Origin of the sequence: Pararhizobium polonicum (assembly GCF_001687365.1) — a bacterium.
In the GTDB taxonomy this organism is placed as follows: domain Bacteria; phylum Pseudomonadota; class Alphaproteobacteria; order Rhizobiales; family Rhizobiaceae; genus Pararhizobium; species Pararhizobium polonicum.
In genome coordinates, this window is record NZ_LGLV01000005.1 from 457,165 (window position 1) to 482,344 (window position 25,180).

At 62.5% G+C, this 25,180-nt stretch carries 19 protein-coding genes; 4 read left to right on the forward strand and 15 right to left on the reverse strand.

The genetic code is table 11. The features are described from left to right. Positions 1-275 precede the first annotated feature (275 nt). Positions 276-3,782: a DNA polymerase III subunit alpha gene (gene dnaE / locus ADU59_RS08085; protein ID WP_068953449.1), complete on the forward strand. Its 3,507-nt coding sequence runs from the start codon at positions 276-278 to the stop codon at positions 3,780-3,782. Positions 3,783-3,789: 7 nt separating this feature from the next. On the opposite strand, the gene ADU59_RS08090 is transcribed toward dnaE, so the two are convergent. From ADU59_RS08090 to ADU59_RS08105, 4 genes are all read right to left on the reverse strand, one after another. Next, positions 3,790-5,016, reverse strand: coding sequence for a L,D-transpeptidase family protein (locus ADU59_RS08090; RefSeq protein ID WP_162493774.1), 1,227 nt, complete (start codon positions 5,014-5,016; stop codon positions 3,790-3,792). A 114-nt stretch (positions 5,017-5,130) separates the two neighbouring features. Next, positions 5,131-6,420, reverse strand: coding sequence for a DNA polymerase IV (locus ADU59_RS08095; RefSeq protein WP_068953451.1), 1,290 nt, complete (start codon positions 6,418-6,420; stop codon positions 5,131-5,133). Between the two features lie 143 nt (positions 6,421-6,563). Beyond that, positions 6,564-7,205: a hypothetical protein gene (locus tag ADU59_RS08100; RefSeq protein ID WP_068953453.1), complete on the reverse strand. Its 642-nt coding sequence runs from the start codon at positions 7,203-7,205 to the stop codon at positions 6,564-6,566. A gap of 2 nt (positions 7,206-7,207) precedes the next feature. Continuing rightward, positions 7,208-7,480, reverse strand: coding sequence for a DUF3572 domain-containing protein (locus ADU59_RS08105; protein WP_068953455.1), 273 nt, complete (start codon positions 7,478-7,480; stop codon positions 7,208-7,210). A gap of 166 nt (positions 7,481-7,646) precedes the next feature. On the opposite strand from ADU59_RS08105, the gene ADU59_RS08110 reads away from it, so the two are divergent. After that, the gene (locus ADU59_RS08110; RefSeq protein ID WP_003547430.1) at positions 7,647-8,018 is read left to right on the forward strand and encodes a response regulator; all 372 of its coding nucleotides are present in this window, start codon (positions 7,647-7,649) and stop codon (positions 8,016-8,018) included. Positions 8,019-8,131: 113 nt separating this feature from the next. Then, complete coding sequence (locus ADU59_RS08115; RefSeq protein WP_068953456.1) at positions 8,132-9,499, forward strand: PleD family two-component system response regulator; 1,368 nt, start codon at positions 8,132-8,134, stop codon at positions 9,497-9,499. Positions 9,500-10,209: 710 nt separating this feature from the next. On the opposite strand, the gene rpmG is transcribed toward ADU59_RS08115, so the two are convergent. The 10 genes from rpmG to ADU59_RS08165 all read right to left on the reverse strand — a co-directional run bounded on the left by rpmG (position 10,210) and on the right by ADU59_RS08165 (position 22,341). After that, positions 10,210-10,377, reverse strand: a complete 168-nt coding sequence (gene rpmG, locus ADU59_RS08120) for a 50S ribosomal protein L33 (protein ID WP_068953458.1) — start codon at positions 10,375-10,377, stop codon at positions 10,210-10,212. A gap of 93 nt (positions 10,378-10,470) precedes the next feature. Next, complete coding sequence (locus tag ADU59_RS08125; RefSeq protein ID WP_068953757.1) at positions 10,471-11,655, reverse strand: MFS transporter; 1,185 nt, start codon at positions 11,653-11,655, stop codon at positions 10,471-10,473. 13 nt (positions 11,656-11,668) lie between these two features. Beyond that, positions 11,669-12,334 carry an NUDIX hydrolase gene (locus tag ADU59_RS08130; RefSeq protein WP_068953759.1) on the reverse strand — a complete coding sequence of 222 codons (666 nt, stop codon included), beginning with the start codon at positions 12,332-12,334 and terminating at the stop codon, positions 11,669-11,671. Between the two features lie 41 nt (positions 12,335-12,375). Continuing rightward, positions 12,376-12,837, reverse strand: coding sequence for a DUF983 domain-containing protein (locus ADU59_RS08135; protein ID WP_068953758.1), 462 nt, complete (start codon positions 12,835-12,837; stop codon positions 12,376-12,378). A 45-nt stretch (positions 12,838-12,882) separates the two neighbouring features. Next, positions 12,883-15,255: a ribonuclease R gene (gene rnr, locus ADU59_RS08140; RefSeq protein WP_068953460.1), complete on the reverse strand. Its 2,373-nt coding sequence runs from the start codon at positions 15,253-15,255 to the stop codon at positions 12,883-12,885. A gap of 2 nt (positions 15,256-15,257) precedes the next feature. Further along, complete coding sequence (gene topA, locus ADU59_RS08145) at positions 15,258-17,939, reverse strand: type I DNA topoisomerase (protein WP_068953462.1); 2,682 nt, start codon at positions 17,937-17,939, stop codon at positions 15,258-15,260. 237 nt (positions 17,940-18,176) lie between these two features. Next, on the reverse strand, positions 18,177-19,328 hold the full coding sequence (gene dprA / locus ADU59_RS08150; RefSeq protein WP_068953464.1) for a DNA-processing protein DprA: 1,152 nt from the start codon (positions 19,326-19,328) through the stop codon (positions 18,177-18,179). A gap of 6 nt (positions 19,329-19,334) precedes the next feature. Beyond that, complete coding sequence (gene plsY / locus ADU59_RS08155) at positions 19,335-19,940, reverse strand: glycerol-3-phosphate 1-O-acyltransferase PlsY (RefSeq protein ID WP_068953760.1); 606 nt, start codon at positions 19,938-19,940, stop codon at positions 19,335-19,337. 173 nt (positions 19,941-20,113) lie between these two features. Further along, positions 20,114-21,403, reverse strand: coding sequence for a dihydroorotase (locus tag ADU59_RS08160; RefSeq protein ID WP_068953466.1), 1,290 nt, complete (start codon positions 21,401-21,403; stop codon positions 20,114-20,116). Further along, a complete protein-coding gene (locus ADU59_RS08165) occupies positions 21,400-22,341 on the reverse strand; it encodes an aspartate carbamoyltransferase catalytic subunit (RefSeq protein WP_068953468.1) in 942 nt (313 codons plus the stop codon). The genes ADU59_RS08160 and ADU59_RS08165 overlap by 4 nt, the downstream gene beginning before the upstream one ends. Positions 22,342-22,542: 201 nt before the next feature. Here ADU59_RS08165 and ADU59_RS08175 point away from each other — a divergent pair, with 201 nt between their 5' ends. Continuing rightward, on the forward strand, positions 22,543-24,192 hold the full coding sequence (locus tag ADU59_RS08175; protein ID WP_068953472.1) for an acyl-CoA dehydrogenase family protein: 1,650 nt from the start codon (positions 22,543-22,545) through the stop codon (positions 24,190-24,192). Here ADU59_RS08175 and ADU59_RS08180 read toward each other — a convergent pair. After that, positions 24,174-25,109 carry an AEC family transporter gene (locus ADU59_RS08180; protein ID WP_068953474.1) on the reverse strand — a complete coding sequence of 312 codons (936 nt, stop codon included), beginning with the start codon at positions 25,107-25,109 and terminating at the stop codon, positions 24,174-24,176. The genes ADU59_RS08175 and ADU59_RS08180 overlap by 19 nt on opposite strands. Between the last annotated feature and the right edge of the window lie 71 nt (positions 25,110-25,180).

Consider the following 25,180-nt stretch of genomic DNA (forward strand, 5'->3'; position numbering starts at 1 on the left):
GGAGCCTGCCAATGACTGACTTTATTCGTGACCTCGCTGCATTCACTTCCATCGCCATGTTCGTCGCCAGCCTGTCGATTATCGCTATCGGAATGTGAAGAAGGTTGCCCCTTCGCACATCGCCGCCGGATTCGTCATGGTCCGCAAGCCGAACCGGCCCGGGCTGTGGACAATCCGGGGCGGGCATGAAAATGCCGCCCTGTGGCGGATGAAATCTGGACATCTGCGGACGGAAACAGGATATCCTCGGGCCTTCACGGGAATCGGGGTGTGTCATGGCGGATGCGGTAAACGACAAGCGACAGGATAGCGGCGCCTCGCGTGAGGCGTCTCCCCAGTTTGTCCATCTTCGTGTTCATTCGGCATTTTCGCTGCTGGAAGGCGCGCTGCCGATCAAGAAGATCATCGGCAAGGCCGTGGCCGACGGACAGCCGGCGATCGGTATCGCCGATACCAACAACCTGTTTGCCGCGCTCGAATTCTCGCAGAAATGCATGGACGATGGCCTGCAGCCCCTGATCGGCTGCCAGCTGTCGATCGACATGGAGGATGAAGGCGAGGGCGAAAAACGCGGCCATGCCCAGCATCTGGCCAAGCTGCCGGCAATCGTGCTGATTGCCGCGACGGACGAAGGCTATGTCCGCCTCGTCGATATCGTCAGCCGCGCCTATCTGGATGGCGAGGGCAACCAGTCTGTGCGCATCGCGCTTTCCTGGTTGAGCGAAGGCGGAGCGAATGGTCTGATCGCGCTGACCGGCGCATCCGGCGGGCCGGTCGATATGGCCGTGAAGTCCGGCCATCACGCTTTGGCCGAGGCGCGCCTGAAGACGCTTGCGGCGATTTTCGGCGACCGCCTTTACGTCGAGTTGCAGCGTCATGGCAAATATGACCGCCGCCACGAAAACCGGGTCGTCGATCTCGCCTACAAGCTTGAGTTGCCGATCGTGGCAACCAACGAACCGTTCTTCCCGTCGCCGGCCGAATTCGAGGCCCATGACGCGTTGATGGCTGTCGCGCACAACGCGATGGTCTCGGATGACAGCCGTTTTCGCCTGACACCGGACCACTACCTGAAGAGCCGCAAGGATATGGCGGCGCTGTTTGCCGACCTGCCGGAGGCGCTGGACAATACGCTCGAGATCGCCCGGCGCTGCTCCTTCGTGCTGAAAACGCGCGGGCCGATCCTGCCGCGCTTCACCGGAGCTTCCGACGATCCGAAGGAGGCCGAGCGCGCCGAGGAGGTCGAGCTGCGCCGCCAGGCCGTCGAGGGGCTGGAGGACCGGATGCAGAAGCTCGGCCTTTCGCCCGGCTATACCGAGACGGATTATCGCGAGCGGCTCGATTTCGAGCTCAGCGTCATCGAGAAAATGAAGTTTCCGGGCTACTTCCTGATCGTTGCCGACTTCATCAAATGGGCGAAGCTGCAGGATATTCCGGTCGGTCCGGGCCGCGGTTCGGGTGCGGGCTCGCTGGTCGCCTATGCGCTGACCATCACCGACGTCGATCCCTTGCGCTTCTCGCTGCTGTTCGAACGCTTCCTCAATCCGGACCGCGTCTCGATGCCTGACTTCGACATCGACTTCTGCCAGGACCGGCGGGAAGAAGTGATCCGATATGTGCAGCGCAAGTATGGCCGCGAGCAGGTGGCGCAGATCATCACCTTCGGATCGCTGCAGGCGCGCGCGGCACTCCGCGACGTCGGCCGCGTTCTCGAAATGCCCTATGGCCAGGTCGACAAAATCTGCAAGATGGTGCCCAACAATCCCGCCAATCCGACCACGCTCGCCAAGGCGATCGAGGAGGAGCCGCGTTTCCAGGAAGAGGTCGACAAGGAGCCGGTGATCGGCCGGTTGCTCGATATCGCCCAGAAGATCGAAGGTCTCTACCGCCACGCCTCGACCCACGCCGCCGGCATCGTCATCGGCGACCGGCCGCTGTCGCAGCTGGTGCCGATGTACCGCGATCCGCGCTCCGACATGCCGGTCACCCAGTTCAACATGAAATGGGTGGAGCAGGCCGGTCTCGTCAAGTTCGACTTTCTCGGCCTGAAGACGCTGACCGTGCTCAAGGTCGCCGTCGATTTTCTCAAGAAACGCGATATCGAGGTCAAGCTCGAAGCGCTGCCGCTCGACGACCAGAAGACCTACGAGATGCTGTCGAAGGGCGACACGGTCGGCGTGTTCCAGGTGGAAAGTGCCGGCATGCGCAAGGCGCTGATCGGCATGCGGCCGGACTGCATCGAGGACATTATCGCGCTGGTGGCGCTCTACCGGCCCGGCCCGATGGAGAACATCCCGGTCTACAATGCCCGCAAGCATGGCGAGGAAGAGATCGAATCGATTCACCCGAAGATCGACTACCTGCTGAAGGAAACTCAAGGGGTTATCGTCTACCAGGAGCAGGTGATGCAGATCGCCCAGGTCCTGTCGGGTTATTCGCTCGGCGAAGCCGACCTTCTGCGCCGCGCCATGGGCAAGAAGATCAAGGAGGAGATGGACAAGCAGCGCGCTCGTTTCGTCACCGGCGCCGTCGACAATGGCGTGTCGAAGCCGCAGTCCGATCTGATCTTCGATCTCTTGGCCAAGTTCGCCAACTACGGCTTCAACAAGTCGCACGCAGCTGCCTACGCCATCGTTTCCTACCAGACCGCCTATCTGAAGGCACATTACCCCGTCGAGTTCCTGGCAGCGTCAATGACGCTCGACATGTCGAACACCGACAAGATCAACGATTTCCGCCAGGACGCGATGCGGCTCGGCATCGAGGTTATCCCGCCATCGGTGCAGACCTCGTTCCGGCGCTTCGAGACCGGCGACAACCGCATCTATTATTCGCTTTCGGCCATCAAGGGTGTGGGCGAGGCGGCGGTCGATCATATCGTCGAGGTGCGCGGAGACGAGCCTTTCGCCAATCTCGAGGACTTCTGTCTCCGGATCGATCCGAAGCTCTTGAACCGCCGCGTCTTTGAAAGCCTGATCTGCGCCGGCGCCTTCGATTGCTTTGGCTACGACCGGGCGGAACTGGTCGGCGGTCTCGACCGCATCCTCGGTTTCGCGCAGATCGCCCAGGCCAACAAGGTCAGCGGCCAGAGCGACATGTTTGGCGCGGGGGCTGCGACTGGACCGGAGCGGATCAGCCTGCCGGCCTATTCGCCGTGGCTGGCGTCCGAAAAACTGCACCGCGAGTTCCAGGTGCTCGGCTTCTATCTCTCCGCCCATCCGCTCGATACCTATAATGAGCTCTTGGCCAAGATTCGCGTCCAGACCTTTGCCGATTTTGCGGCGTCGGTGAAAAAGGGTGCCGCGGCCGGTCGGCTGGCCGGAACGGTGACCTCCAAGCAGGAGCGAAAGACCCGCACTGGCAACAAGATGGGCATCATCGCCTTTTCCGATTCCACCGGCCAGTTCGAAGCTGTGCTGTTTTCCGAAGCGCTCAACCAGTACCGCGATCTGCTGGAGCCCGGCAAATCGCTGGTCATGACGGTGCAGGCCGAAGAACGGCCGGAGGGTATCGGGCTGCGCATCCAGACGCTGCAGTCGCTGGAAGAACGGTCATTGCAGATGCAGAAGGCGCTGCGCGTCTATGTCCGCGACAGCGGCCCCTTGCGCTCCGTCGCCACGCATCTGAACACGCGCGGCGATGGTCTGGTGTCCTTCATCGTCATCAAGGACAACGGCCAGCGCGAGATCGAGGTCGAGCTGAACGAGAAATACCGAATCTCCCCCGAGATCGCCGCTGCGCTGAGAACGGCTCCCGGCGTCATCGACGTCGAGCTGGTGTAGCCGGGGTTCAGGATTTCGGCTTGGTCTGGGTGATCGTCACGAAATCCGTGCCATCGCCGGTTTCCTGTCCAAGGCCCATGTCGGATATGGTCAGCGACGAACCCTCGGCCAGAAGCCCGTTGATCCGCTGGCGTGCCTCGTCGGGAAGGGTGATGCGGCTCATGCTGCGTTGCGCGGCGTTGAATGCCGTCGCATCCTCTTCGACGGTGATCCCCAGCCGCTTTTTCATCGGGCCAGGCAGGGTATTGTCCAGCGTGACGGCGAACCACTCGCCCTTGCCGGTTGAGGCATCGACATTCTGGAACTGCAGGAAATGCGTGCCGAGCGCGATCTCCGGCCTGTCGATTGTCACCGGCGTTTCAAACAGCGGTGTAAAATCGCGGCGCACGAGAAGCTGGCCGTTCGGCGGCTTGCCCTTGCCGGCCTTGGCATAGAGCGCTTCCACGAAGGCAGGTGTCATCCTGCCGTCCACGGTCAGTTTTTCCGCCGTCTGGAAGGCCGTGATCGCCTCTGCCGTTTGCGCACCGGCATAGCCATCCGCAACGCCGGCGGCATAGCCCAGCTGATTGAGCAGGGTCTGGATATCGAGCGTGATCTCACGCGGACCGCGATGGGTGATCAGCATGCGGATCGGCGCTTTTTTCTCGGCTTCGACGGCAGCCGTCGTGGCGGGCGGTGGCTCGATCGTCGCGACTTCGACGGATTTCGTCTGAATCTGCGAGACGCTCGGCCGCAATGTCGCATCCGAAAGCAGTTCCGGCTCCTCGGGTGTCGGCTGAAAGAGGAACGGATCGGAAATGGCGGCCGGTGTCAGCTGCCGATCGGCGATCAGCACATGCAGGCCACGGCCGGTCATCTTGAACAGCTGCTTGGCAAAAGCATCGGGCAAACGCACGCAGCCGTGGGAGGCGGGATAGCGCGGGACGTGATTGGCGGCATGCAGCGCGATGCCCGACCAGGTCAGCCGCTGCATGAAGGGCATCGGGGCATCCGAATAGATATTCGACTTGTGGAAGCGGCGCTTCTCCAGAATGGAGAAGATTCCGGTCGGTGTCGCATGGCCGGCCTTTCCCGTCGAAACGTTGGACGTGGCAACGACCGTGTCGCCGTCATAGACCACCAGCGACTGCTGATCCCTTGAGACGACGATCTGCAGAGGGGCCTGACCGCCGGCGCCAAGCGCGGTGCTGGCAGACAGGGCGAGGGCGAAGCCGATACCGAAGGCAAAACGCAAAACCATGAGAACATCCGGATACAAGAAATCAAGGATGAGCCTAGTCTGAGAGATTTAACGAAGCTTTGCTGTTTCGCGGGGAACACAGGCCGGAACACGGGAACGTGAAGCCGGCTACTTTCGTCCGCCCTTGCCGAAGGTATAACCGGTCTCGACCGTCGCCTTGCCGAACTTGTCGCGCAATGTGTTCATCGCAGCCTCCGCCGCCGCGCGCCGCGTGGCCTGCGCGTCGACCAGATCGGGCGGATCGGCAAGATCGGGATTGGAGAGGTCGGAGACACCGATGCCGATCAGGCGGAATTTCGTCCCGTCGGTTTCCTTGTCGAGAAGCTGCATGCCGGTGCGGAAGATGCGGTCGGCAAGCCGGGTCGGGCTGTCGAGACGGCGGTTGCGCGTCCGGCTCTTGAAATCGGCGGTCTTCAGCTTCAGCACGACGGTTTGCCCGGCAATATCGGCCTTGCGCAGGCGATGCGCCACCTGTTCGCTCAACCGGCGCAGATGCGTCACCAGGTCGTCATAGTCGCACAGATCGTCGTTGAAGGTGGTTTCCGAAGAAACGCTCTTGGCTTCGCCGTTGATGTCGACGGTGCGTTCGTCCTGTCCGCGCGACAGCCGGTAGAGGCGCTGGCCCATCGTGCCATAGCGCTTCATCAGGTCGGTTTCCTCCATCGTCTGCAGCTGGCCTATGCTGCGGATGCCGTCGCGCTCCAGCGTCGTTGCAAAGGCCTTGCCGACGCCCCAGATCATCGTGACGGGCCGCTCCTTCAGGAAATCCAGCGCCTCGGCCGCGCCGATCACGGAAAAGCCGCGCGGCTTCTGCAGGTCGGAGGCGACCTTGGCGAGAAATTTGCAATAGGACAGGCCGACCGAAATGGTGATGCCGATCTCCGTCTCGATGCGGCGGGCGAATTTTGCCAGTGTCCGGGCAGGGGGATCGTGATGCAGGCGTTCGGTGCCTTTCAGCTCGAGAAAGGCTTCGTCGATCGACAGCGGCTGCACCAGCGGCGTCAATTCCTGCATCAGCATGCGCACCTGGCGGCCGACCCGCACGTATTTCTCCATGTCCGGCTTGATGACGATAGCCTGCGGACAAGCCTCCAGCGCCTTGAACATCGGCATGGCGGAGCGCACGCCGTGGATGCGGGCGATGTAGCAGCAGGTGGAGACCACGCCACGCTTACCGCCGCCGATGATCACCGGCTTGTCGGCCAGTTCCGGATTGTCGCGCTTCTCGACGGATGCATAGAAGGCGTCACAATCGATATGGGCAAGGGTCAGCTGATAGAGTTCGGCGTGATAGAGCAGGCGCGGGCTGCCGCAGGCCCGGCAACGGCGCATGCCGGCCGGCTGGCCCGTCAGGCAGTCTCGGCAAAAGCCCGGAAATTGCTGCGCGTCTGTTTGCATCGATCAGAACAAAAGTTGAACATTTTCACGATACGCCCTAAGCTGCCGAGTCTCAAGCCATGGCGGCGGCAATCCCGATTCCCTTCGCCGGAAAGGTGATCTTGACTGGAGTTTCTGCCCATCAGCTGTTTAGCGGCGGGCGATCAGCGCCGGAAATGCCCGCGGATGATCTCTGCCGCGTCCGTCCAGCTGTCCGCCTTCAGGATACCGTCGCCCGGATCCGGCGCCATCGCCCGGAAATCGGCGTTCGCCATCAGGTTGACCAGCAGGCACTCCGGCGCATGGGTGCGCACCGATTGCAGGTTGCGCAGGATATCGTCGATGAACACCAGCGGCACGTCGCGGGCGTCATGCAGGCGCTTGATGATCGGTCCCTTGGGTTCTTCGCTGGCCAGCAGCGGGTAATGAAGGCCGTGCCGGTCGAGCAGCGCCCGTCTGACGCCGGTGTGGCGCGGCGGCATGGCGGTGAGGAAGATGATGTCGGCATCTGCAGAAAGCGAGGCCAGGGTCTCGACAACGCGATCGGCCGGCGTCTGCCAGGCATCCTGCTGGACGAAGAATTCCTCCAGCAAATCCGTCGTCATCTGGTCGGCGACGGGCTCGCCGCTGTCCCGTTGCACGACATTGCCGTGCAGACGGAAGGAGCGCGGCAAAAGATCCCGGCCGGACGCGCGCAGGAAATCGCGGAACGGCGTCAGGAATTCCAGCACCACCTCGTCGATGTCGCAGACGATCAGCGGCCGGTCGGACAGGTGGATATGGTTGAGGTCGAGCACATCCGTCACTATCAAAAGTCCCCGGGATTGTCCGGCCCCGACAGCACGGCATGCGCTCGCACGACATCTTCGGGCCGCGTGCCGGTCGCCGCGCAGAACGCCAGCAGCGTCGGCTCGTGGCCCATCAGGAAATCGACGACGCCGGCAAGGAAGCCCGGATCGGCGGCCGCATGGCGCAGCGAGGACGGATCGGTGCCGGTCAGCGCCAGGAAGCGTCCAAGCAGCTCCGGCTCGTTTGCCAGCCATCCAAGGATGGCGATCGCCGTTTCTTCGGAAGAATTCACGTGTACGCGTCCTTATTGCATTCGGGTAATTTTTTCACTGAATATTACCTGTTTTTCAACCAAATAGGCTTAGTCTCAGACTTCCGGGAGCCGTGAACTCGACCGCGCCGCAACTTATAGGGATGCGGCCGGCTTGCAAGCCGGAACCGCAAAACAAGGGATCGAAATGCCCAAACAGGTGATGATTGTTGAAGATAACGAGCTGAATATGAAGCTCTTTCGTGACCTGATCGAGGCATCCGGTTACACGACCATCCAGACCCGAAATGGCATGGAAGCGCTTGATCTTGCGAGGAAACACCGCCCGGACCTGATCCTGATGGACATCCAGCTTCCGGAGGTTTCCGGGCTCGAAGTGACCAAGTGGCTGAAGGAAGACGACGAGTTGCATGTCATCCCGGTCATCGCCGTGACGGCGTTTGCGATGAAGGGGGACGAAGAGCGGATCCGGCAGGGCGGCTGCGAGGCCTATGTGTCCAAGCCGATCTCGGTGCCGAAATTTATTGAGACGATCAAAACCTATTTGGGCGATGCATGACGCAGAGCTGCGGGCAACTGTAGCAATTTCGCTCTGAACTATATTCTTGCGCTTGATGCAAATTGGGGGGAATCCACTCTCTGTTTCAGGCGCTCATTGGCAGGAAAGATTGCATGACTGCGCGTATTCTTGTCGTCGACGACATCCCGGCCAACGTGAAGCTGCTCGAGGCGCGGCTTGTGGCCGAGTATTTCGACGTGCTGACGGCGGCCGATGGTTATGAGGCGCTGGCGATCTGCGAGAAGCAGCCGGTCGATCTCATCCTGCTCGACATCATGATGCCCGGCATCGACGGGTTCGAGGTTTGCGAACGCCTGAAGTCGAACCCGCGCACCGCGCATATTCCCGTCGTCATGGTAACCGCGCTCGACCAGCCGTCCGACCGGGTGCGGGGCCTGAAGGCCGGCGCCGACGATTTCCTCACCAAGCCGGTCAACGACCTGCAGCTGATGTCGCGGGTCAAAAGCCTGGTGCGCCTGAAGAATGTCAGCGACGAACTGCGCCTTCGCGCCGAAACGGCCCATAGCGTCGGCCTGCAGGATCTGACCGCGACGGACCGGCCCGACGAGTTCGGCAAGGTCCTGCTGGTCGACGGCCGGGGCAGTTCTCAGGAGCGCATGATCCGGGCGCTGAAACCGGTGGCTGAAGTGACGGCGATGTCCGATCCGCAGGCGGCGCTGTTTGAGGCGGCCGAAAACAGCTTTGATCTGGTCATCGTCAATTCGAATTTCGACGACTACGACCCGTTGCGGCTCTGCTCGCAGCTTCGCTCGCTGGAGCGCACGCGCTACATTCCGCTCCTGATCATCGCCGAGCAAGGGCATGAGGAGATGGTGGTTCGCGCGCTCGATCTCGGCGTCACCGACTATCTGATGCGGCCGGTCGATCCCAATGAACTGGTCGCCCGCAGCCTGACGCAGATCCGCCGCAAACATTGCAACGACCGGCTGCGCACCAGCGTCAAGCAGACGATCGAGCTTGCGGTCACGGATGGGCTGACCGGGTTGCACAATCGCCGCTATCTCGACAACCATCTGAAACTGTTAATCGATCGCGCCCTTGTCCGCGGGCGGCCGCTGTCGATCTGCATCACCGATATCGATCGCTTCAAGAGCGTCAACGATACCCACGGCCATGACGCAGGCGACGAGGTTTTGCGCGATTTCGCCCATCGCGTCCGCTCGACGGTGCGCGGTGCCGATCTCGCCTGCCGGTTTGGCGGCGAGGAATTCGTCGTGGTGATGCCGGACACGCCGGCCGATATGGCGGCTGCGATTGCCGAGCGCCTGCGCATGATCGTCGAGGGCAGGGCGTTTTCCCTGCCGAACTCCGACACGCTTCTGTCGATCACGGCGTCTCTCGGTATTGCCACGCTCAACCCGGCGGGCGACACGCCGGAAGCTTTGCTGAAGCGCGCGGATACGGCACTCTATCAGGCCAAGAACAATGGCAGAAACCAGGTCGTTGCCGCCGCCGCCTGATCCACTCTGGCACAGAACTCCCATCTTTTAGGCAGTTTTCCACAGGGATGCGTCATATCTTGTCCGGAAAGCGTGTTCGGCGCGGCGGAATCGCGCAATGGTGGTGGTTCCGAGCCGCGATATCAGTCGTCAAATTGGGCGTTGAAACCGTATGCAAATTTATTTTCTGGAATAATACTGTTAAATCAGTTGGTTAATGCGGCGGGAGAATTCGTCTGGATTTTCCAGATTGCCATTCCAGCTGTTGATGAAGCTATAATACGCCTTTCAGAAAACGGGCATTCGGGGGATCTGCAACCGGGAATCAGGGCTGGGCGTCTATAAGGCAATGGTGAAGTTAACCATGTCTGGGTGCATCCATGTGCCTTGGTTAAGAATTCATTGATTTTTTTTTATTTTCAGTCAATTCTTAGAGGTAAGGGAGAAACGAGCTCCCGCCGGTTACCCCATGATGTCAGGTCCGCCGCATCTCCTGGGTCGTGGGGTTTGTCGGCTGATTTGTAACCAATGCGGTTCCTCGTGCCGCGGTTGCGGTCAGCCGACGCCCATCAAAACGCCGTCCTGTCATGGGGCGGCGTTTTTTGATTCCCGGCATGGGCGGGGTCGCCGCGAACTGGATCAGCGGCCGGGCACGGGCGTCTACAGCAATTACAAAAAAAAGCGCCAGACCTTTCGGTCGGCGCCTTCGTATTCCTAGAGGGAACCCGATCTTACTTGATCTTGGTTTCCTTGAATTCGACGTGCTTGCGCACGACCGGGTCGTACTTCGTGAAGGCCAGCTTGTCGGTCTTCGTGCGGCTGTTCTTGGAAGTTACGTAGAAGAAACCCGTGTCGGCCGTCGACAGCAGCTTGATCTTGATTTTTGCAGCTTTCGCCATGGTCGTCCTGCCTTTATAAAAAACAAAGCCGCGGACTTCCAAGGGAAGGGTCCCGGCAAACTTGGCGCGAAACTACAAATCGCGCCCGAAAAGTCAAGTCCGTTTTGGATTGAAAACGATTCTCACCACGGAAAGTAGCACATAAAGCCCGAAGAAACCGGCAATCGCCCAGGCAAAACCGTCATTACCGGCAATATCCATGGCTGCGCCGATGGCCTGCGGCCCGGCCACCGTTCCGACGGCATAGGAGAAGATGAAGGCGGCGTTGGCGGCCGCCAGATCCGCACCTGTCAGGCGCGAGCCGAGATGGCTGAGGCCCACGGTATAAAGGCCGGAGACGCTTCCGCCCCAAAATAGCAGCACGATCGCCATCAGCCACCAGTTGCCCTGCAAGAGCGGCAGGCAGAGTGCGCCGATCAGCCCGACGACGGTCATCAGCGCCAGAAGATTGCGCCGGTCCTTCATACGGTCGGATAGCATGCCCAGCGGAATCTGAAAGATCACATTGCCGATGCCCATGACGGTCAAAAGCAGGGCGGCCTGCGATTCGGTGAAGCCGCTGCGGGTTCCGTAGATCGGAAAGAGCGACAGGCCCCCCGATTCGACGGCGCCGAAAATGAACACGGCGGCGGTGGCGGTCGGAACCAGGAATACGTAGCGCATGAAATGCAGCTCCGGCTTCTCGTCGAGTTCGGGGCTTTCGTTGCGGGCAAGGAAGATCGGAATGGCCGCCAAAAGGATAACGCCTGCGCCGAACGCGAACGGCAGGATGCCGTCGCTGCCGAGGATGGAGAAGAGCAGGGGGCCGGTCGCAAACCCCAGCGACAGAACGGTGCCGTAGATGCCGAGAACGAGCCCACGGCGGCTGGGCGGGGCCGTGGCATTGATCCAGAACTCGGACAGGACGAACAATACGGTGATGGCGCCGTGGAAGACGACACGGAGCGGAAACCACAGCCAGAAATTCTCGATGTAGTAGAAGCCGAGGGCGCTGATCGCAGCAAAGAGGATGGCGAGCAGCATCGTGTTGGCGACGCCGTACCGGTGGGCGATTTTCGCCGTCACGGTGGCTGCCGCCATCGAGGCCAGGCCGGCCATGGCCGAGTTGAGACCGATCATCGTGGAGGAAATGCCACGCTTCTCCATGATGATGCTGAGCAAGGGCAGACCGAGGCCGATGGCGATGCCGACAGCGGTAATGGCAGCGATGGCGGCGATCAGCGATGGCCAGTGTATCTCCTCAACCGGCGCAGGCGTGCCGGACGGCGGCTGTGACATGCAATGAAATTCCTTAAAGGAGGTCGCGGACAAATCGCCCATGACGCGTGTAGTAGAACGGCACCGGCCTTCCAAAGGGCAGAGACGCATCGGATTGAAGGCTTGCCCTCAAATCACCAAGGATGATCCCGGTGATGTCCGGCATCCGTACCGCAGACACATCGTTCACATCGATCCATCTCAAATCTTCGAGCTCCTGGCTGTCGCGGATATCGCCCGGCTCCACGCCCGCCTCATCCGTAAACAGGGCGAAGAAATGGGTGTCGAACCGGCGCGGATGTCCCGGAGGGGTTATCGCCCGTGCCATATAGCGCAAGTTTGTCAGATCGGGAAGGAAAGGTAACGTTGTGTTTCCGCAGCCCCTGGCGCCGATCGCGATGCTCGCCTCCTCGTGCAGTTCGCGCAGGGCGGCAAGGGCGATGGCACGAAGCCTGCTTTCGGAGGCGCGTGGCCCGCAGGCGGTTTTCAGGCGCGCGAGCACCGCCGGATGGATATCGCCGTTCCAGGCAAGCCTGTGGTCGTCCCTATCCCTGCGCCCGCCGGGAAACACGTGCAGGTCCGGCATGAAGACATGCGCCTTGTTGCGTCTGCCGACCAGCACGCGCACGCCACCCGCTGAGCGGTCGAGCAGCATGACCGATGCCGCCTCGCGGGGCCGGGGTGTGCGAGGTTTCTGCATGCCTGGAAGGGGGCTGCCGGGCGGCCCGTTGCCGGTGCCCGTCACGCAGGACGATCCGTTTCTGGCAGAACGTCTTCCGGCTTGTCCTCGTGATCGCCGAAACCGTGCATCCGCAATGCCCATTGCAGGCCGATGACGCCGCCCTTGACCGGCTGCATCAGTGCGAGCGAGCCGAGGATGGTGATCGGCACCCAGATGGCGAGATGCCCCCAATTGGAGAGCGGCAGGATCATTTCGGTCATCATGAAACCGGCCAGAACCACATGGCCCATGATCGTCACGACGATATAGGGCGGGAAGTCGTCGGCTGCGTGCCGGTCGAGATGTTCACCGCAGGACGAACATGCTTCGACGGATTTCAGGAAGCGGCCGAAAAGCCTGCCCTCGCCACAGGCAGGGCAACGGTTCAAAAGCCCGCGCTTGATCGAGCGCCAGACCGGACGGTCGCCCTCGCGTGACTGCTCGAAGCGGATGGTTTCCGGATTGCTGCCGGTTGCCTGCATGTCCATATCCTCAACTCTGTGCGGACGGCGGCAAAGCTGCGTCCTCTATCGCCTGCCGCGCGGTGGCCGTGTTCCCGGCATCTTGTGAGCACCGCGATCCCGGCGGCCGGACTTGTGGAAGGACCGTGTTGCCGTCGGCATCTTGCGCCCTTCGCTGATCATCTCGAAGCGGAGCGCGCCGGCGAGCGGTACGGCTTCCACCAGTTTGACCCGGATCTGATCGCCCAGGCGGTAGCCAAGCCCGGTCTTTTCACCGGACAGGGCCTGATGGGCCTCGTCATAGATGAAATAGTCGCGGCCCAATGTCGATATAGGCACGAATCCATCCGCACCATAGGCCGGAAGAGTGACAAATAGTCCGGCCTTGGTGACACCCGATATGCGTCCGTCGAATTCCTCGTTGACGCGGCCGCTCAAATGATGGGCGATCAGCCGGTCGACGGTGTCGCGCTCTGCGGCCATCGCCCGGCGCTCGAAGGTGGAAATCTCCGCCGCGATATCGTTGAGCGCGGCTTCCTCGGTCGGCGTGATGCCGCCTTCGCCAAGGCCCAGCGTGCCGACCAGCGCACGGTGCACGATCAGGTCGGCGTAACGGCGGATCGGCGAGGTGAAATGCGCATATTTCATCAGGTTGAGGCCGAAATGGCCGATATTTTCCGGGCTGTAGATCGCCTGGCTCTGCGAACGCAGCACCATCTCGTTGACCATGGTCTCATAGGGCTTGTCCACAGCCTGCGACAGGATGCCGTTGAAATGGTTGGAACGCAGGTTGCCGCCCTTGACCAGCGACAGGTCGAGCGTGGCCAGAAACTCGCGCAGGGTTTCCTGCTTGGCCAGCGACGGCGCGTCGTGGACGCGGTAGACCAGCGGCTGGCGCTTGATCTCCAGCGTCTCGGCGGCGGCCACGTTTGCCTGGATCATCATCTCCTCGATCAGCTTATGGGCGTCGAGACGGTCCGGCACAAAGACCCGGTCGACGGTGCCGTCGGGCTTCAGGACGATCTTGCGTTCCGGCATGTTGAGTTCGAGCGGCTGGCGCCGGTCGCGGCCGCGCGTCAGCGTCGCATAGGCGGCCCACAGCGGCTTCAGGATCGGCTCCAGCAGCGGTCCGGTCTGATCGTCGGGATTGCCGTCGATGGCGGCCTGCGCCTGATTGTAGGAGAGCTTGGCGGCGCTGCGCATCATGATGCGATGGAATGTGTGGCCCGCCTTGCGGCCTTCCTTGGAAAAGCGCATCCGCACGGCCAGCGCTGGCCGGTCGACACCCTGCTTCAGCGAGCAGAGCTCGTTGGAAATGCGTTCCGGCAGCATCGGCACGACACGGTCGGGGAAATAGACGGAATTGCCGCGCTTGGCCGCCTCCTGATCGAGCGCCGATTTGGGCCGCACATACCAGGAGACGTCGGCGATGGCGACGGTAACGATCACGCCGCCCTCGTTGTCGGGTGAGGGATCGGGCTCGGCATGAACGGCGTCGTCATGGTCCTTGGCGTCGGCCGGGTCGATGGTGATCAGCGGCAGCGAGCGCCAGTCCTCGCGGTGCGACATGGTCGCAGGCCCTGCGGCATCCGCTTCCTTGATGACGCTGTCGGGAAAGATATAGGGAATGCCATGGGCGTGGATGGCGATCATCGAGATCGCCTTTTCGGTGGCGACCGAGCCGATGACGGATTTGACCGCCGCGCGCGGCAGGCCGAACCGGCCGGAACGGACGATTTCGACTTCGACGAGATCCCCATCCTTGGCCGGTCCCCGATGCTCCGCATCGACCTGCATTTCCTCGCCGCGTTTCTCGATCGGCATGATCCGGCCGCCGCCATCTGCGGATGCACGGAAGACGCCGAGAGCGGCGTTGTTGTTGCGCTTGCGGTCGAGAACCTTGATGATCCGTGCCGTATAGGCCGGGCCGCCGCGATCCTTGGCCGGGAAGATCTTGGCGAGAACCCGGTCGCCGATGCCGCCGACGGGCATCTTGCCCTTGGACTGGCCGACGCTCGACTGGCGGATCGAAACGGCCGGCGCCACGCCTGCGTCCTCGGGCCATTCGGCCGGCCGGCCGATCAACTCGCCGTCCTTGTCGCGGGTGGTGATGTCGAGAACGGTGACCGGGGGCAGGGCGCCGGGGCGCACCAGCGAATTGCGCTTCTTTTCCAGAAGCCCGTCCTGTTCCATGTCGCGCAGCAGGGCCTTGAGCTCGATGCGCGTTTCGCCCTTCAGCCCGAAAGCCTTGTAGATCTCGCGTTTCGAGGCCTTGTCCGGGTTTTCCGAGATGAAGCGCATCAGCACGTCGCGCGGCGGAACGGCACCGTGAATGATCACGGTGTCATCGGCGGCAATGATGGCCTTCTTGCCCCCGCGTCCGATCCGGACTGCGGGTTTACCGGGCCGTTCGGGTCGATCGCGTGGGGTTCTGGTCACGTTCAGGCCTTCTTGGCTTTTGCAGCTGTCCTGGGCTTGGCGGCTGCCTTGGGTTTGGCCGCCGCTTTCGGCTTGGCCGATTTGGCAGCCGTTGCGCCGGTTTTCGCCGCGGCCTTGGGCTTGGCGGTCTTGGTCGCCTTGCCCTTGGTGGTCTTGATCCCGCCCTTGGCAATGCGCTCAGCGATCAGCAGGAGCGATTCCTCCAGCGTCACCGATACCGGATCCTTGCCCTTGGGCAGGGTCGCATTGACCTTGCCCCAGTTGACGTAGGGACCGTACTTGCCGTCCTTGACGGTAATCGGTCCGCCGTCCGGATGGTCGCCGATTTCCTTCAGCGGCGCGGCAGATGCACCGCGCCCGCCCGGCCCCTTGGCCTGCTTGTCGGCAAGAACGGAGACGGCCCGGTTGAGGCCGATGGAGAAGACGTCCTCGATGCTTTCGACATTGGCATATTTGCCGTCATGCAGGATGAACGGCCCGTAGCGGCCAAGGCCGGACGAGATCATCTTGCCGCTTTCGGGATGCGCGCCGATATCGCGCGGCAGCGACAGAAGGGCGAGTGCCTTCTCGTGATCGATCGATGCCGGTGTCCAGCCTTTGGGCAGGCTGGAGCGCTTGGCTTCCTTGCCGTCGCCGCGCTGGACATAGGGTCCGAAACGGCCGGAGCGCAGGGTGATTTCCTCGCCCGTATGCGGATCCTTGCCGAGCGCCAGCGGCTCGTTGGAAACGGATGCTTCGTCGCCGTCCTTGCTGTCGGAGGAAAGCTGGCGGGTGAAGTTGCATTCCGGATAGTTCGAGCAGCCGACGAAGGCGCCGTATTTGCCAAGCTTCAGCGACAGCTTGCCGGTGCCGCAGACCTGGCAGATGCGCGGATCGCTGCCATCCTCGCGCTTGGGGAAGACCAGCGGTGCCAGTTCCTCGTTCAGCGCGTCGAGCACGTTGGTGACCCGAAGCTCCTTGGTGTCTTCGATCTGGGCGAAGAAATCCTTCCAGAAGTCGCGCAGAACGTCCTTCCAGTTCAGTTCGCCGGCGGAGATCTGGTCGAGCTTTTCTTCAAGCGACGCAGTGAAATCATATTCGACGTAACGGGCAAAGAAGCTTTCGAGGAAGGCCGTCACCAGCCGCCCCTTGGCTTCGGGGATCAGCTTGCGCTTGTCGTTGGAGACATATTCCCGGTCCAGCAGCGTCGAAACCGTCGCGGCATAGGTGGACGGCCGGCCGATGCCGAGTTCTTCCATCTTCTTGATCAGCGATGCTTCCGAGTAGCGCGGCGGCGGCTCGGTGAAATGCTGGGTCGAGTTGATCTTCTGCTTGGCGAGGTTTTCGCGCGCATTGATCTCTGGGAGACGGCCATCCTCATCGTCGCTATCGCTCTGCTCGCCATCTTCCTTGGCATCCGTATAGGCAGCGATGAAGCCATCGAAACGGATGACCGAGCCGACAGCCCGCAGGCCGGCTTTCTCGCCCTTGTTGTCGGCGGTAATCTCAGCGGTGGTCCGTTCGATTTCAGCCGACGCCATCTGGCTGGCGATGCCGCGCTTCCAGATCAGGTCGTAGAGACGCAGCTGGTCGGCATCGAGAAACTTGCGGACATGGTCGGGAATGCGGGTGAAATCGGTCGGGCGAATCGCCTCGTGCGCTTCCTGGGCATTCTTTGCCTTGGTCGTGTAGATACGGGCCTTGTCCGGCACATAGCGGCTGCCGAACTGGTCGCCGATGGCGCTGCGTGCCGCGTCGATCGCTTCGCCGGCCATCTGGACGCCGTCGGTACGCATATAGGTGATCAGACCGACGGTCTCGCCGCCGAGATCGACACCTTCATAGAGCTTTTGCGCGACCTGCATGGTGCGCGAGGCGGAGAAACCGAGCTTGGAGGAGGCCGCCTGCTGCAGCGTCGAGGTGGTGAACGGCGGCGAAGGGTTGCGCTTCACCGGCTTGGCTTCGATGCTTTCGACCGTATAGGCGGCACCTTCCAGCAAGGCTTTCAGCTTGCCGGCGTCCTCACCATTGGTCACGCCGCGCGGTGGCAAGCGGTTGCCGCCGGCCGACACCAGCCGCGCCTCGAATTCATCGCCGCGCGGTGTCTTCAGCAGTGCGGAGAGGTTCCAATATTCTTCGGAAATGAAGCGTTCGATTTCCGCTTCCCGGTCGCAGACGAGGCGAAGGGTGACGGACTGCACGCGACCGGCCGAGCGGGCGCCGGGCAGCTTGCGCCACAGCACCGGCGACAGGTTGAAGCCGACCAGATAATCGAGAGCCCGGCGGGCCAGATAGGCGTCGACCAGCGGAATATCGATGTCGCGCGGATTGGCCATCGCGTCGAGCACGGCCTTCTTGGTGATGGCGTTGAAGACGACACGCTGGACAGGCTTGTCGCCGATCAGCTTCTTCTTGCGCAACAGATCGAGCACATGCCAGGAAATCGCCTCTCCCTCGCGATCCGGGTCGGTTGCGAGAATGAGGCCGTCGGAGGATTTCAGGGCATCGCCGATGTCTTTCATGCGCTTGGCGGACGCGGTGTCCACCTCCCAGAGCATGGCAAAGTCGTCGTCCGGAAGGACGGAACCATCCTTGGCCGGCAAGTCGCGGACATGGCCGAAGGAGGCGAGCACCTTGTAGCCGGGACCCAGATACTTGTTGATGGTCTTCGCTTTTGCGGGCGATTCCACGACGACGACATTCATGGTCATATTCTCAAAGCAACCGTTCAAAGCTGTGCCATGCCGGGAAGAGGCGGCACATTGGGAGATATCGATGCCCCGACATGGACAGGGATTCGTCTGCGGTCAAGTGCCGGGCCAAAAATAAGCCCACACAATGCGGCGCAATCTATAGGAGATTGTGTTTTTCCTGCAATTGACGATAGACGCGCTGTGGGCTTTGCCATGGCCCTCCGCGTCCCGTTTGGCGAGCGGCGGCCGTCAATCCTCGGCACTGAGGGAGACAAGACCGCCGGCATGCCGGTGCAGCCGTCCGGCCAGGTCCAGTTCCAGAAGGACAAGATAGGTGGCCGAGGCGGAAAGCCCGGTATGGCGGATGATGTCGTCGATCTCGACAGGCGTCGGCCCAAGCGCATCGGTGATCCGCACGCGATCGCCCTCCTTTGGCGGCGGCGCCATCGGTCCGGCATCCTGTGTGCCCGGTTCCTCCACCCGTGGCGGCGTGAAAAGATCGATGCGGCTGAGCGGCGCCAGGGCCTGCAGGATATCCTGCGTCTCTGTCGTCACGATCGCCCCGTCCTTCAAAAGCCCGTTGGTGCCCTGGCAGCGCGGATCGAGCGGCGAGCCGGGGACGGCAAAGACCAGCCGGCCGAAATCGGCGGCATAGCGCGCCGTGATCAGCGAGCCGGAGCGGGAGGCGGCCTCGACGACGGCAAGCCCGAGGCTGACACCGGCGATCAGCCGGTTGCGGCGCGGGAAATCGCGGGCGCGCGGTTCCCAGCCGAACGGCATTTCGCTGATTGCCAGACCATTGCCCTCGGTAATCTCTTTCAAGAGACCGATATTTTCCGGCGGATAGGGTTGGTCCAGACCGCCGGCCAGCGCGGCAATCGTTCCGGTCTCGAGACTGGCGCGGTGCGCCGCCGTGTCGATGCCGCGTGCAAGTCCGGATATGATCGAATAGCCGGAGCGCCCGGTCTCGCGTGCGATCATCGCGGCAAATTTCGCGCCGCTGATCGAGGCATTGCGCGAGCCGACGATGCCGAGCGAAGGCACGGTGCCAAGGGCGGGATTGCCCTTGACGGCGAGCAGCGGCGGTGCGCCGTCGATCTGGCGCAGGGCCGGCGGATAGCCGGGTTCGCCGATGCCGACGAAGCGGGCGCCGAAACGATGGGCGCTCTCAAGCTCCCTTTCCGCTTCCGCCACCGAAGCGACGCGGATCGCGCGGGTGGAGCCGCCACGGCGGGAAAGTTCGGGCAGCAGTTCGATCGCCGTCTCGGCGGAGCCGAAATGATTGATGAGATCGCGGAAGGTCGCAGGTCCGACATTGTCGCTGCGGATCAGCCTCAGCCAGGCAATTCTTTGTCGTTCCGTCAGCGCAATCCCGTTTCGTCCTGCGCCGGCGTTCGACATGTTGCCCTATCCTTTTTCCCCGATCCGGCCTTCCGTGCCGGCCAACAGCCGCTGGATATTGGCCCTGTGCTTGATCCAGGTGATGACGCTCATCACCACGAAGAGCAGGCCGATTTTGCCGTAGCCCGCGGCCAACAGTACAACCGGAACGACAAGCGTTGCAACCAGCGCCGAGAGGGAGGAGTAGCGGGTGAGCTTGGCCATCGCCAGCCAGACCGCCGCGAACACGAGAACGATGACGGGGGCGAGCCCCAGCAGCACACCGATATAGGTGGCGATGCCCTTGCCACCCTTGAAACCGAGCCAGATGGGGAAGAGGTGGCCGAGGAAGGCAGCGAAACCGGCGGCAACGCCTGCCTCTATCCCCCAACGTGAGGCAACTGCCGCGGCGGCAGCTCCCTTCATGGCATCGAGCAGCAGGGTGGCAGCGGCCAGTTTCTTGTTGCCGGTGCGCAGCACATTGGTCGCGCCGATATTGCCGGAGCCGATCGAGCGGATGTCACCGAGCCCGGCCATGCGGGTGAGGATGAGGCCGAAGGGGATCGAGCCGAGCAGATAGCCGAAAATCAAACAACCGAGTGTCAGCGGCAATGCGAGCTGCCAGGAAAATATTTCGGACACGTACTGCCTCCCCCAATTCCGTCCGGACGGACGTTTGCCCCTCACCCTGGCCCTCTCCCCGCAAGCGGGGCGAGGGGACGACGGAGTTTGCCGCAAATCCCTTCTCCCTGCTTGCGGGGAGAAGGTGCCCGATAGGGCGGATGAGGGGCAGCTTCGTCGTTTAACTACAGCGAATGGACCAGTTTTCCCGCAACATAGGTTTGAACGGCCCGGCCGGTAAAGCGGGCATTTTCGAACGGCGTGTTTTTCGAGCGGGAGACGATCGTCTCCTTGGCGTAAAGCCACGGCTCGTCGAGATCGATCACGGTGATATCGGCCTTGGCGCCCGGCTTCAGCGTGCCGGCATCGAGCCCGAAGATCTGCGCGGGCCGTGTCGACAGCGCATCGATCAGGCGCATCAGGGGCACGGTGCCGTTGTGATGCAGGCGCAGGGCGGCCGGAAGCAATGTCTCCAGCCCGATCGCGCCGTCGGCGGCGTCGGCAAACGGCAGGCGCTTGGTATCGACGTCCTGCGGATCGTGCGACGAGACGATGATGTCGATGGTGCCGTCGGCCAGCGCCTGCGTCATGGCCACCCGGTCGTCTTCGCCGCGCAAGGGTGGCGACAGCTTGAAGAAGGTGCGGTATTCGCCGATGTCGTTTTCGTTGAGTGTCAGATGGTTGATCGAGATACCGCAGGTGACGTTGGCGCCGCGCTTGCGGGCGGTGGCGATGGCTTCCGCCGATTCGGGTAGCGAAATCTTCGCGGCGTGATAGGCAGCCTTGGTCAGCCCGGCGATGCGCAGGTCGCGCTCGAGCGGAATGATTTCGGCTTCGCGCGGCACGCCCGACAGGCCGAGCCAGCTGGCGAGCAATCCTTCGTTCATGACGCCGTCGGCGCCCAGATACTTGTCGCGGGTTTCGAGCGAAATGACCGCGCCGAATTCGCGGGCGTAGGTCATGGCACGGCGCAGCACCAGCGTGTCGTGCACCGGACGGCGGCCATTGGTGAAGCAGACGGCGCCGGCTTCGCGCAGCAGGCCGAATTCGGTCATCTCCTCGCCGTCGAGATGCTTGGTGAGCGCCGCTGCCGGATAGACATTGACGAGCGCCTTGTCGCGTGCCGTCTTCTGGACGAACTGCACCAGGGCGATATCGTCGATCACCGGATCGGTATCCGGCATGGTGATGATCGAGGTGACGCCGCCGGCAGCCGCGGCCCGCGAGGCGGATTCGATGGTTTCGCGATATTCGCCGCCGGGTTCGCCGACGAAGACGCGGGCATCGACCAGGCCAGGCACGGCGATAAGGCCGTTGCAGTCCTTGACGATTGCCCCCTTGGGCGTGCCCTGGTTCTGCTCTGTCTTGCCGGCAGCCAGGATCACGCCGTTTTCGACGATGATGGTGCCGATTTCGTCGAGGTTGCGCGAGGGGTCGATGATGCGGATATTTTTCAGGACGAGGGAGTTGGTCATGCGCGGGGCCCCTGGTTCTGCGAAAGAAGAAGCGTTTCCATCACCGCCATTCGCACGGCGACCCCCATCTCGACCTGTTGCTCGATGACGCTCTGCGGTCCGTCGGCGATCTCCGAGGCAATCTCGACGCCGCGGTTCATCGGGCCGGGATGCATCACGAGGGCATCCTCCTTGGCCGCTTTCAGCTTTTCGGCATCGAGCCCGTAATAGCGGAAATATTCGCGTACCGAGGGCACGAAGGACCCGGCCATGCGCTCGCGCTGCAGGCGCAGCATCATCACCACATCGGCGTCCTTCAGGCCTTCTTCCATCGAGTGATAGACCTCGGCACCCATGTCGGCGATGCCGGAGGGCAGGAGGGTTGCCGGAGCGACCACACGGACGCGGGCGCCCATCTGGTTGAGGAGCAGGATGTTGGAGCGGGCGACACGCGAATGCAGCACATCGCCGCAGATGGCGACGATGATGCGCGACAGCTTGCCCTTGGCGCGGCGGATGGTCAGCGCGTCGAGCAGCGCCTGGGTCGGATGCTCGTGCTGGCCGTCGCCGGCATTGATGACGGAGCAGGAGACCTTTTGGGCCAGCAGGGCGGCGGCACCGGCAGACGAATGGCGCACGACCAGTACATCGGGGTGCATCGCGTTCAGCGTCATCGCCGTGTCGATCAGCGTTTCGCCCTTCTTCACCGACGAATTGCTCACCGACATGTTCATCACATCGGCGCCGAGCCGCTTGCCGGCAAGTTCGAAGGAGGATTGCGTCCGGGTCGAGGCTTCGAAGAACAGGTTGATCTGCGTCAGGCCGCGCAGCGTCGAGGTCTTCTTTTCTCTTTGGCGGGAAATCTTGACGGCTTCGTCTGCCCGGTCGAGCAGGACGGTGATGTCCTGTTCCGTCAGGCCCTTGATGCCGAGCAGGTGGCGATGCGGAAAGAAATCCATGGGGAGCCGCCTCATTTTTTCAAAGTTGCGTGGGTCTATAATGACTGTCACGCAAACCGGCAAGGCGGCAGCAGTGCAAACCGGGTGCATCCCCATGCTTTTGTGCCGGCTTTGCGGCCTTGTGCAAATTGTTGCGGGAAGCGTCGTTTATCCCGTGCCGGTGCTGTTCCTAAGCATCGGGACTTGGGTTAGAAACGCCACATGACTCTGAACCGAAATGAACAGAAACTCGCCGATCTGAACCAGCCGAAACCCTGGTCGGGGATCAATGCCTTTCGCTCCGATCCGCTGGTGGTCGACATCGCCGCGTCGATGCCGCGTCCGTTGCGCGACGACTTCGAAACGATCGGCCGCTACGTGACCTCGCCGGAGGCCCAGGATCTGGCGCGCATGGCCAATGAGGGCGTGCCGAAGCTGCGCACCCATGGGCCGCGCGGCGAGCGCCTCGACGTGGTCGAATTCCATCCCGCCTGGCATGCGCTGATGCGCCGCTCGATGACATCGGGCCTGCATGCCTCCGCCTGGGAAAACATCGCGGACGAACGCGGCCGCTCGCACAAGGCGCGCGCCATCCGCTTCTATCTGACGGCCCAGCTCGAATGCGGCCATCTTTGCCCGCTGACCATGACCAGCGCCTCCGTGGCGGCGATCTCCGCGTCTCCGGCCGTCCAGAAGGAATGGGCGCCGAAAATCCTGTCGCGGAAATATGATTCGTCCAATCGTCCCTGGATGCAGAAATCGTCGGTCACCGTCGGCATGGGCATGACGGAAAAGCAGGGCGGCACCGACGTGCGCGCCAACACTTCGACGGCGGAGCGGGTCGGCGAGGGCATCTATCGCCTCAACGGCCACAAATGGTTCATGTCGGCGCCGATGAGCGACGCCTTTGTCATGTTGGCGCAGACCCGTGACGGTCTCGGCTGTTTCCTCGTTCCACGCCTGCTGGAGGACGGCTCCGCCAACGGCTTGCGCTTCCAGCGTTTGAAGGACAAGCTCGGCAACCGCTCGAACGCCTCCTCGGAAGTCGAATTCTCCGATACCTTCGGTTTCGTGCTGGGGACGCCGGATGGCGGCATCCGCACGATCCTCGACATGGTGACGCTGACGCGGCTCGATTGCGCGCTGGCGTCAGCCGGCATGATGCGTGCCTCGCTGGCCGAGGCCGTGCATCACGTGCGCGGCCGCAAGGTCTCCGGCAAGCCGCTGATCGCCCAGCCGATGATGACGCGGGTGCTGGCCGACATGGCGCTGGATGTCGCCGCCGCCAGCGCACTCTCCTTCCGTCTTGCCGAAGCCTTCGACAAGGCGCGCGACAGCGCCGAAGACGCGGCCTATGCCCGCATCATGACGCCGGTTGCCAAATACTGGAGCTGCAAGATCGCGCCCGCGCTGATCTATGAGGCGATGGAATGCCTCGGCGGCAGCGGCTATGTCGAGGAGCGGCCGATCGCCCGGCATTATCGCGAGGCCCCGGTCAATGCCATCTGGGAAGGCTCCGGCAATGTCATGGCGCTCGACGTGCTCAGGGTGCTGACGCGCGGCAAGGATCTGTTCGAACTGCTGTTCCAGGTGATCAGCCGCGATCTTGGCCCATCCGCCAAGAAGACCGTCGATGTACTGAGGGCGGCGATGTCGCTCTGCGAGCGTGACGAGGGTGCGGCCCGCATGCTGGTCGAGCAGCTGGCACTGGCTGCTGCCGCTGCCGAACTCTACCGGCTGGGGGCAGGGCGCATTGCCGATGCTTTCCTCGAATCCCGGCTGGCCGCCGGCTGGCGCTCGACCTATGGCATGCTCGATTCACGCTTCGATTCCGCCTATATCGTCGATCTGCTTTATCCTGCCGCGATATAGCCGGTGAGGGTCAACACCAGCGGAATGGTGAAGAACGAGACGACCGTCTGGACGGTGGCGACGGCTGCGTAGAGCGGCGCGTCGCCACCCATCTGTTTGGCCAGCAGGTAGCCGTTCATGGCCGTTGGCACGCTGGCGCCCAGCGCGATCACCAGCAGGCTGTCGCCGCGAATGCCCAGCAGGTAGGCCGTGCCGACCATGAAGACCGGCATGATGATCAGTTTCAGGAAGACGGCGAGAAGGGCGACCAGGCTGGGTTTCAGCGCGTCCGACACTTTCAGTCCCGCGCCGACCATGATGAGGCCGAGGCTGAGCGATGCGCTCGCCAGCATGTCGATGGCGCTGAGCACCGGGCCATAGACGGTGACCCCGATGTAATTGAGCACGATGCCCAGCATGGCCGCGACGATCAGCGGATTGGTGACGATCTTGAAGGCGAAGAATTTCAGGCCTTTCGGCCCGCCATTGAACCAGACGAGCAGGCCGACGTTGTAGACATTGATGGGGATGATGATCAGCGTCATCACCATTGCCGTCAGGCTGAGACCGATCGGGCCGTAGAGCTTCTGCGCGATGGCGAGCGCCATGAAGCCGTTCCAGCGCGTCGCAGTCTGGAAGATCGAGGTGAAGGCCGCCGGCGAAACATGCCGCGCGCGCAGCAGCGGCCAGAGCGACAGGAGCGCTGCCGACATCAGTGTGATGCTGCCGATCGTCGCCAGTGCCGTCGAGTCGGGTTTCATACCCGCGAAATCCGCCGTCGCCAGTGTCGAGAACAACAGGGCGGGGAACAGGACGTAGTAGCCGAGTTGTTCCAGCCCCTCCCAGAGCGTGAGGTCGATCAACGGGGATCGCTTCAGCCAGACGCCCAGCGAGACGAGCAGGAAGATCGGCAGGATGCTTTCGAAGATGATGGTCATGGGGGAAGGCCTGACGGAGGGTGCGTTTCACCGATAGTCTCTTGTCCACAGGCCGGCAACCATGATCGGCG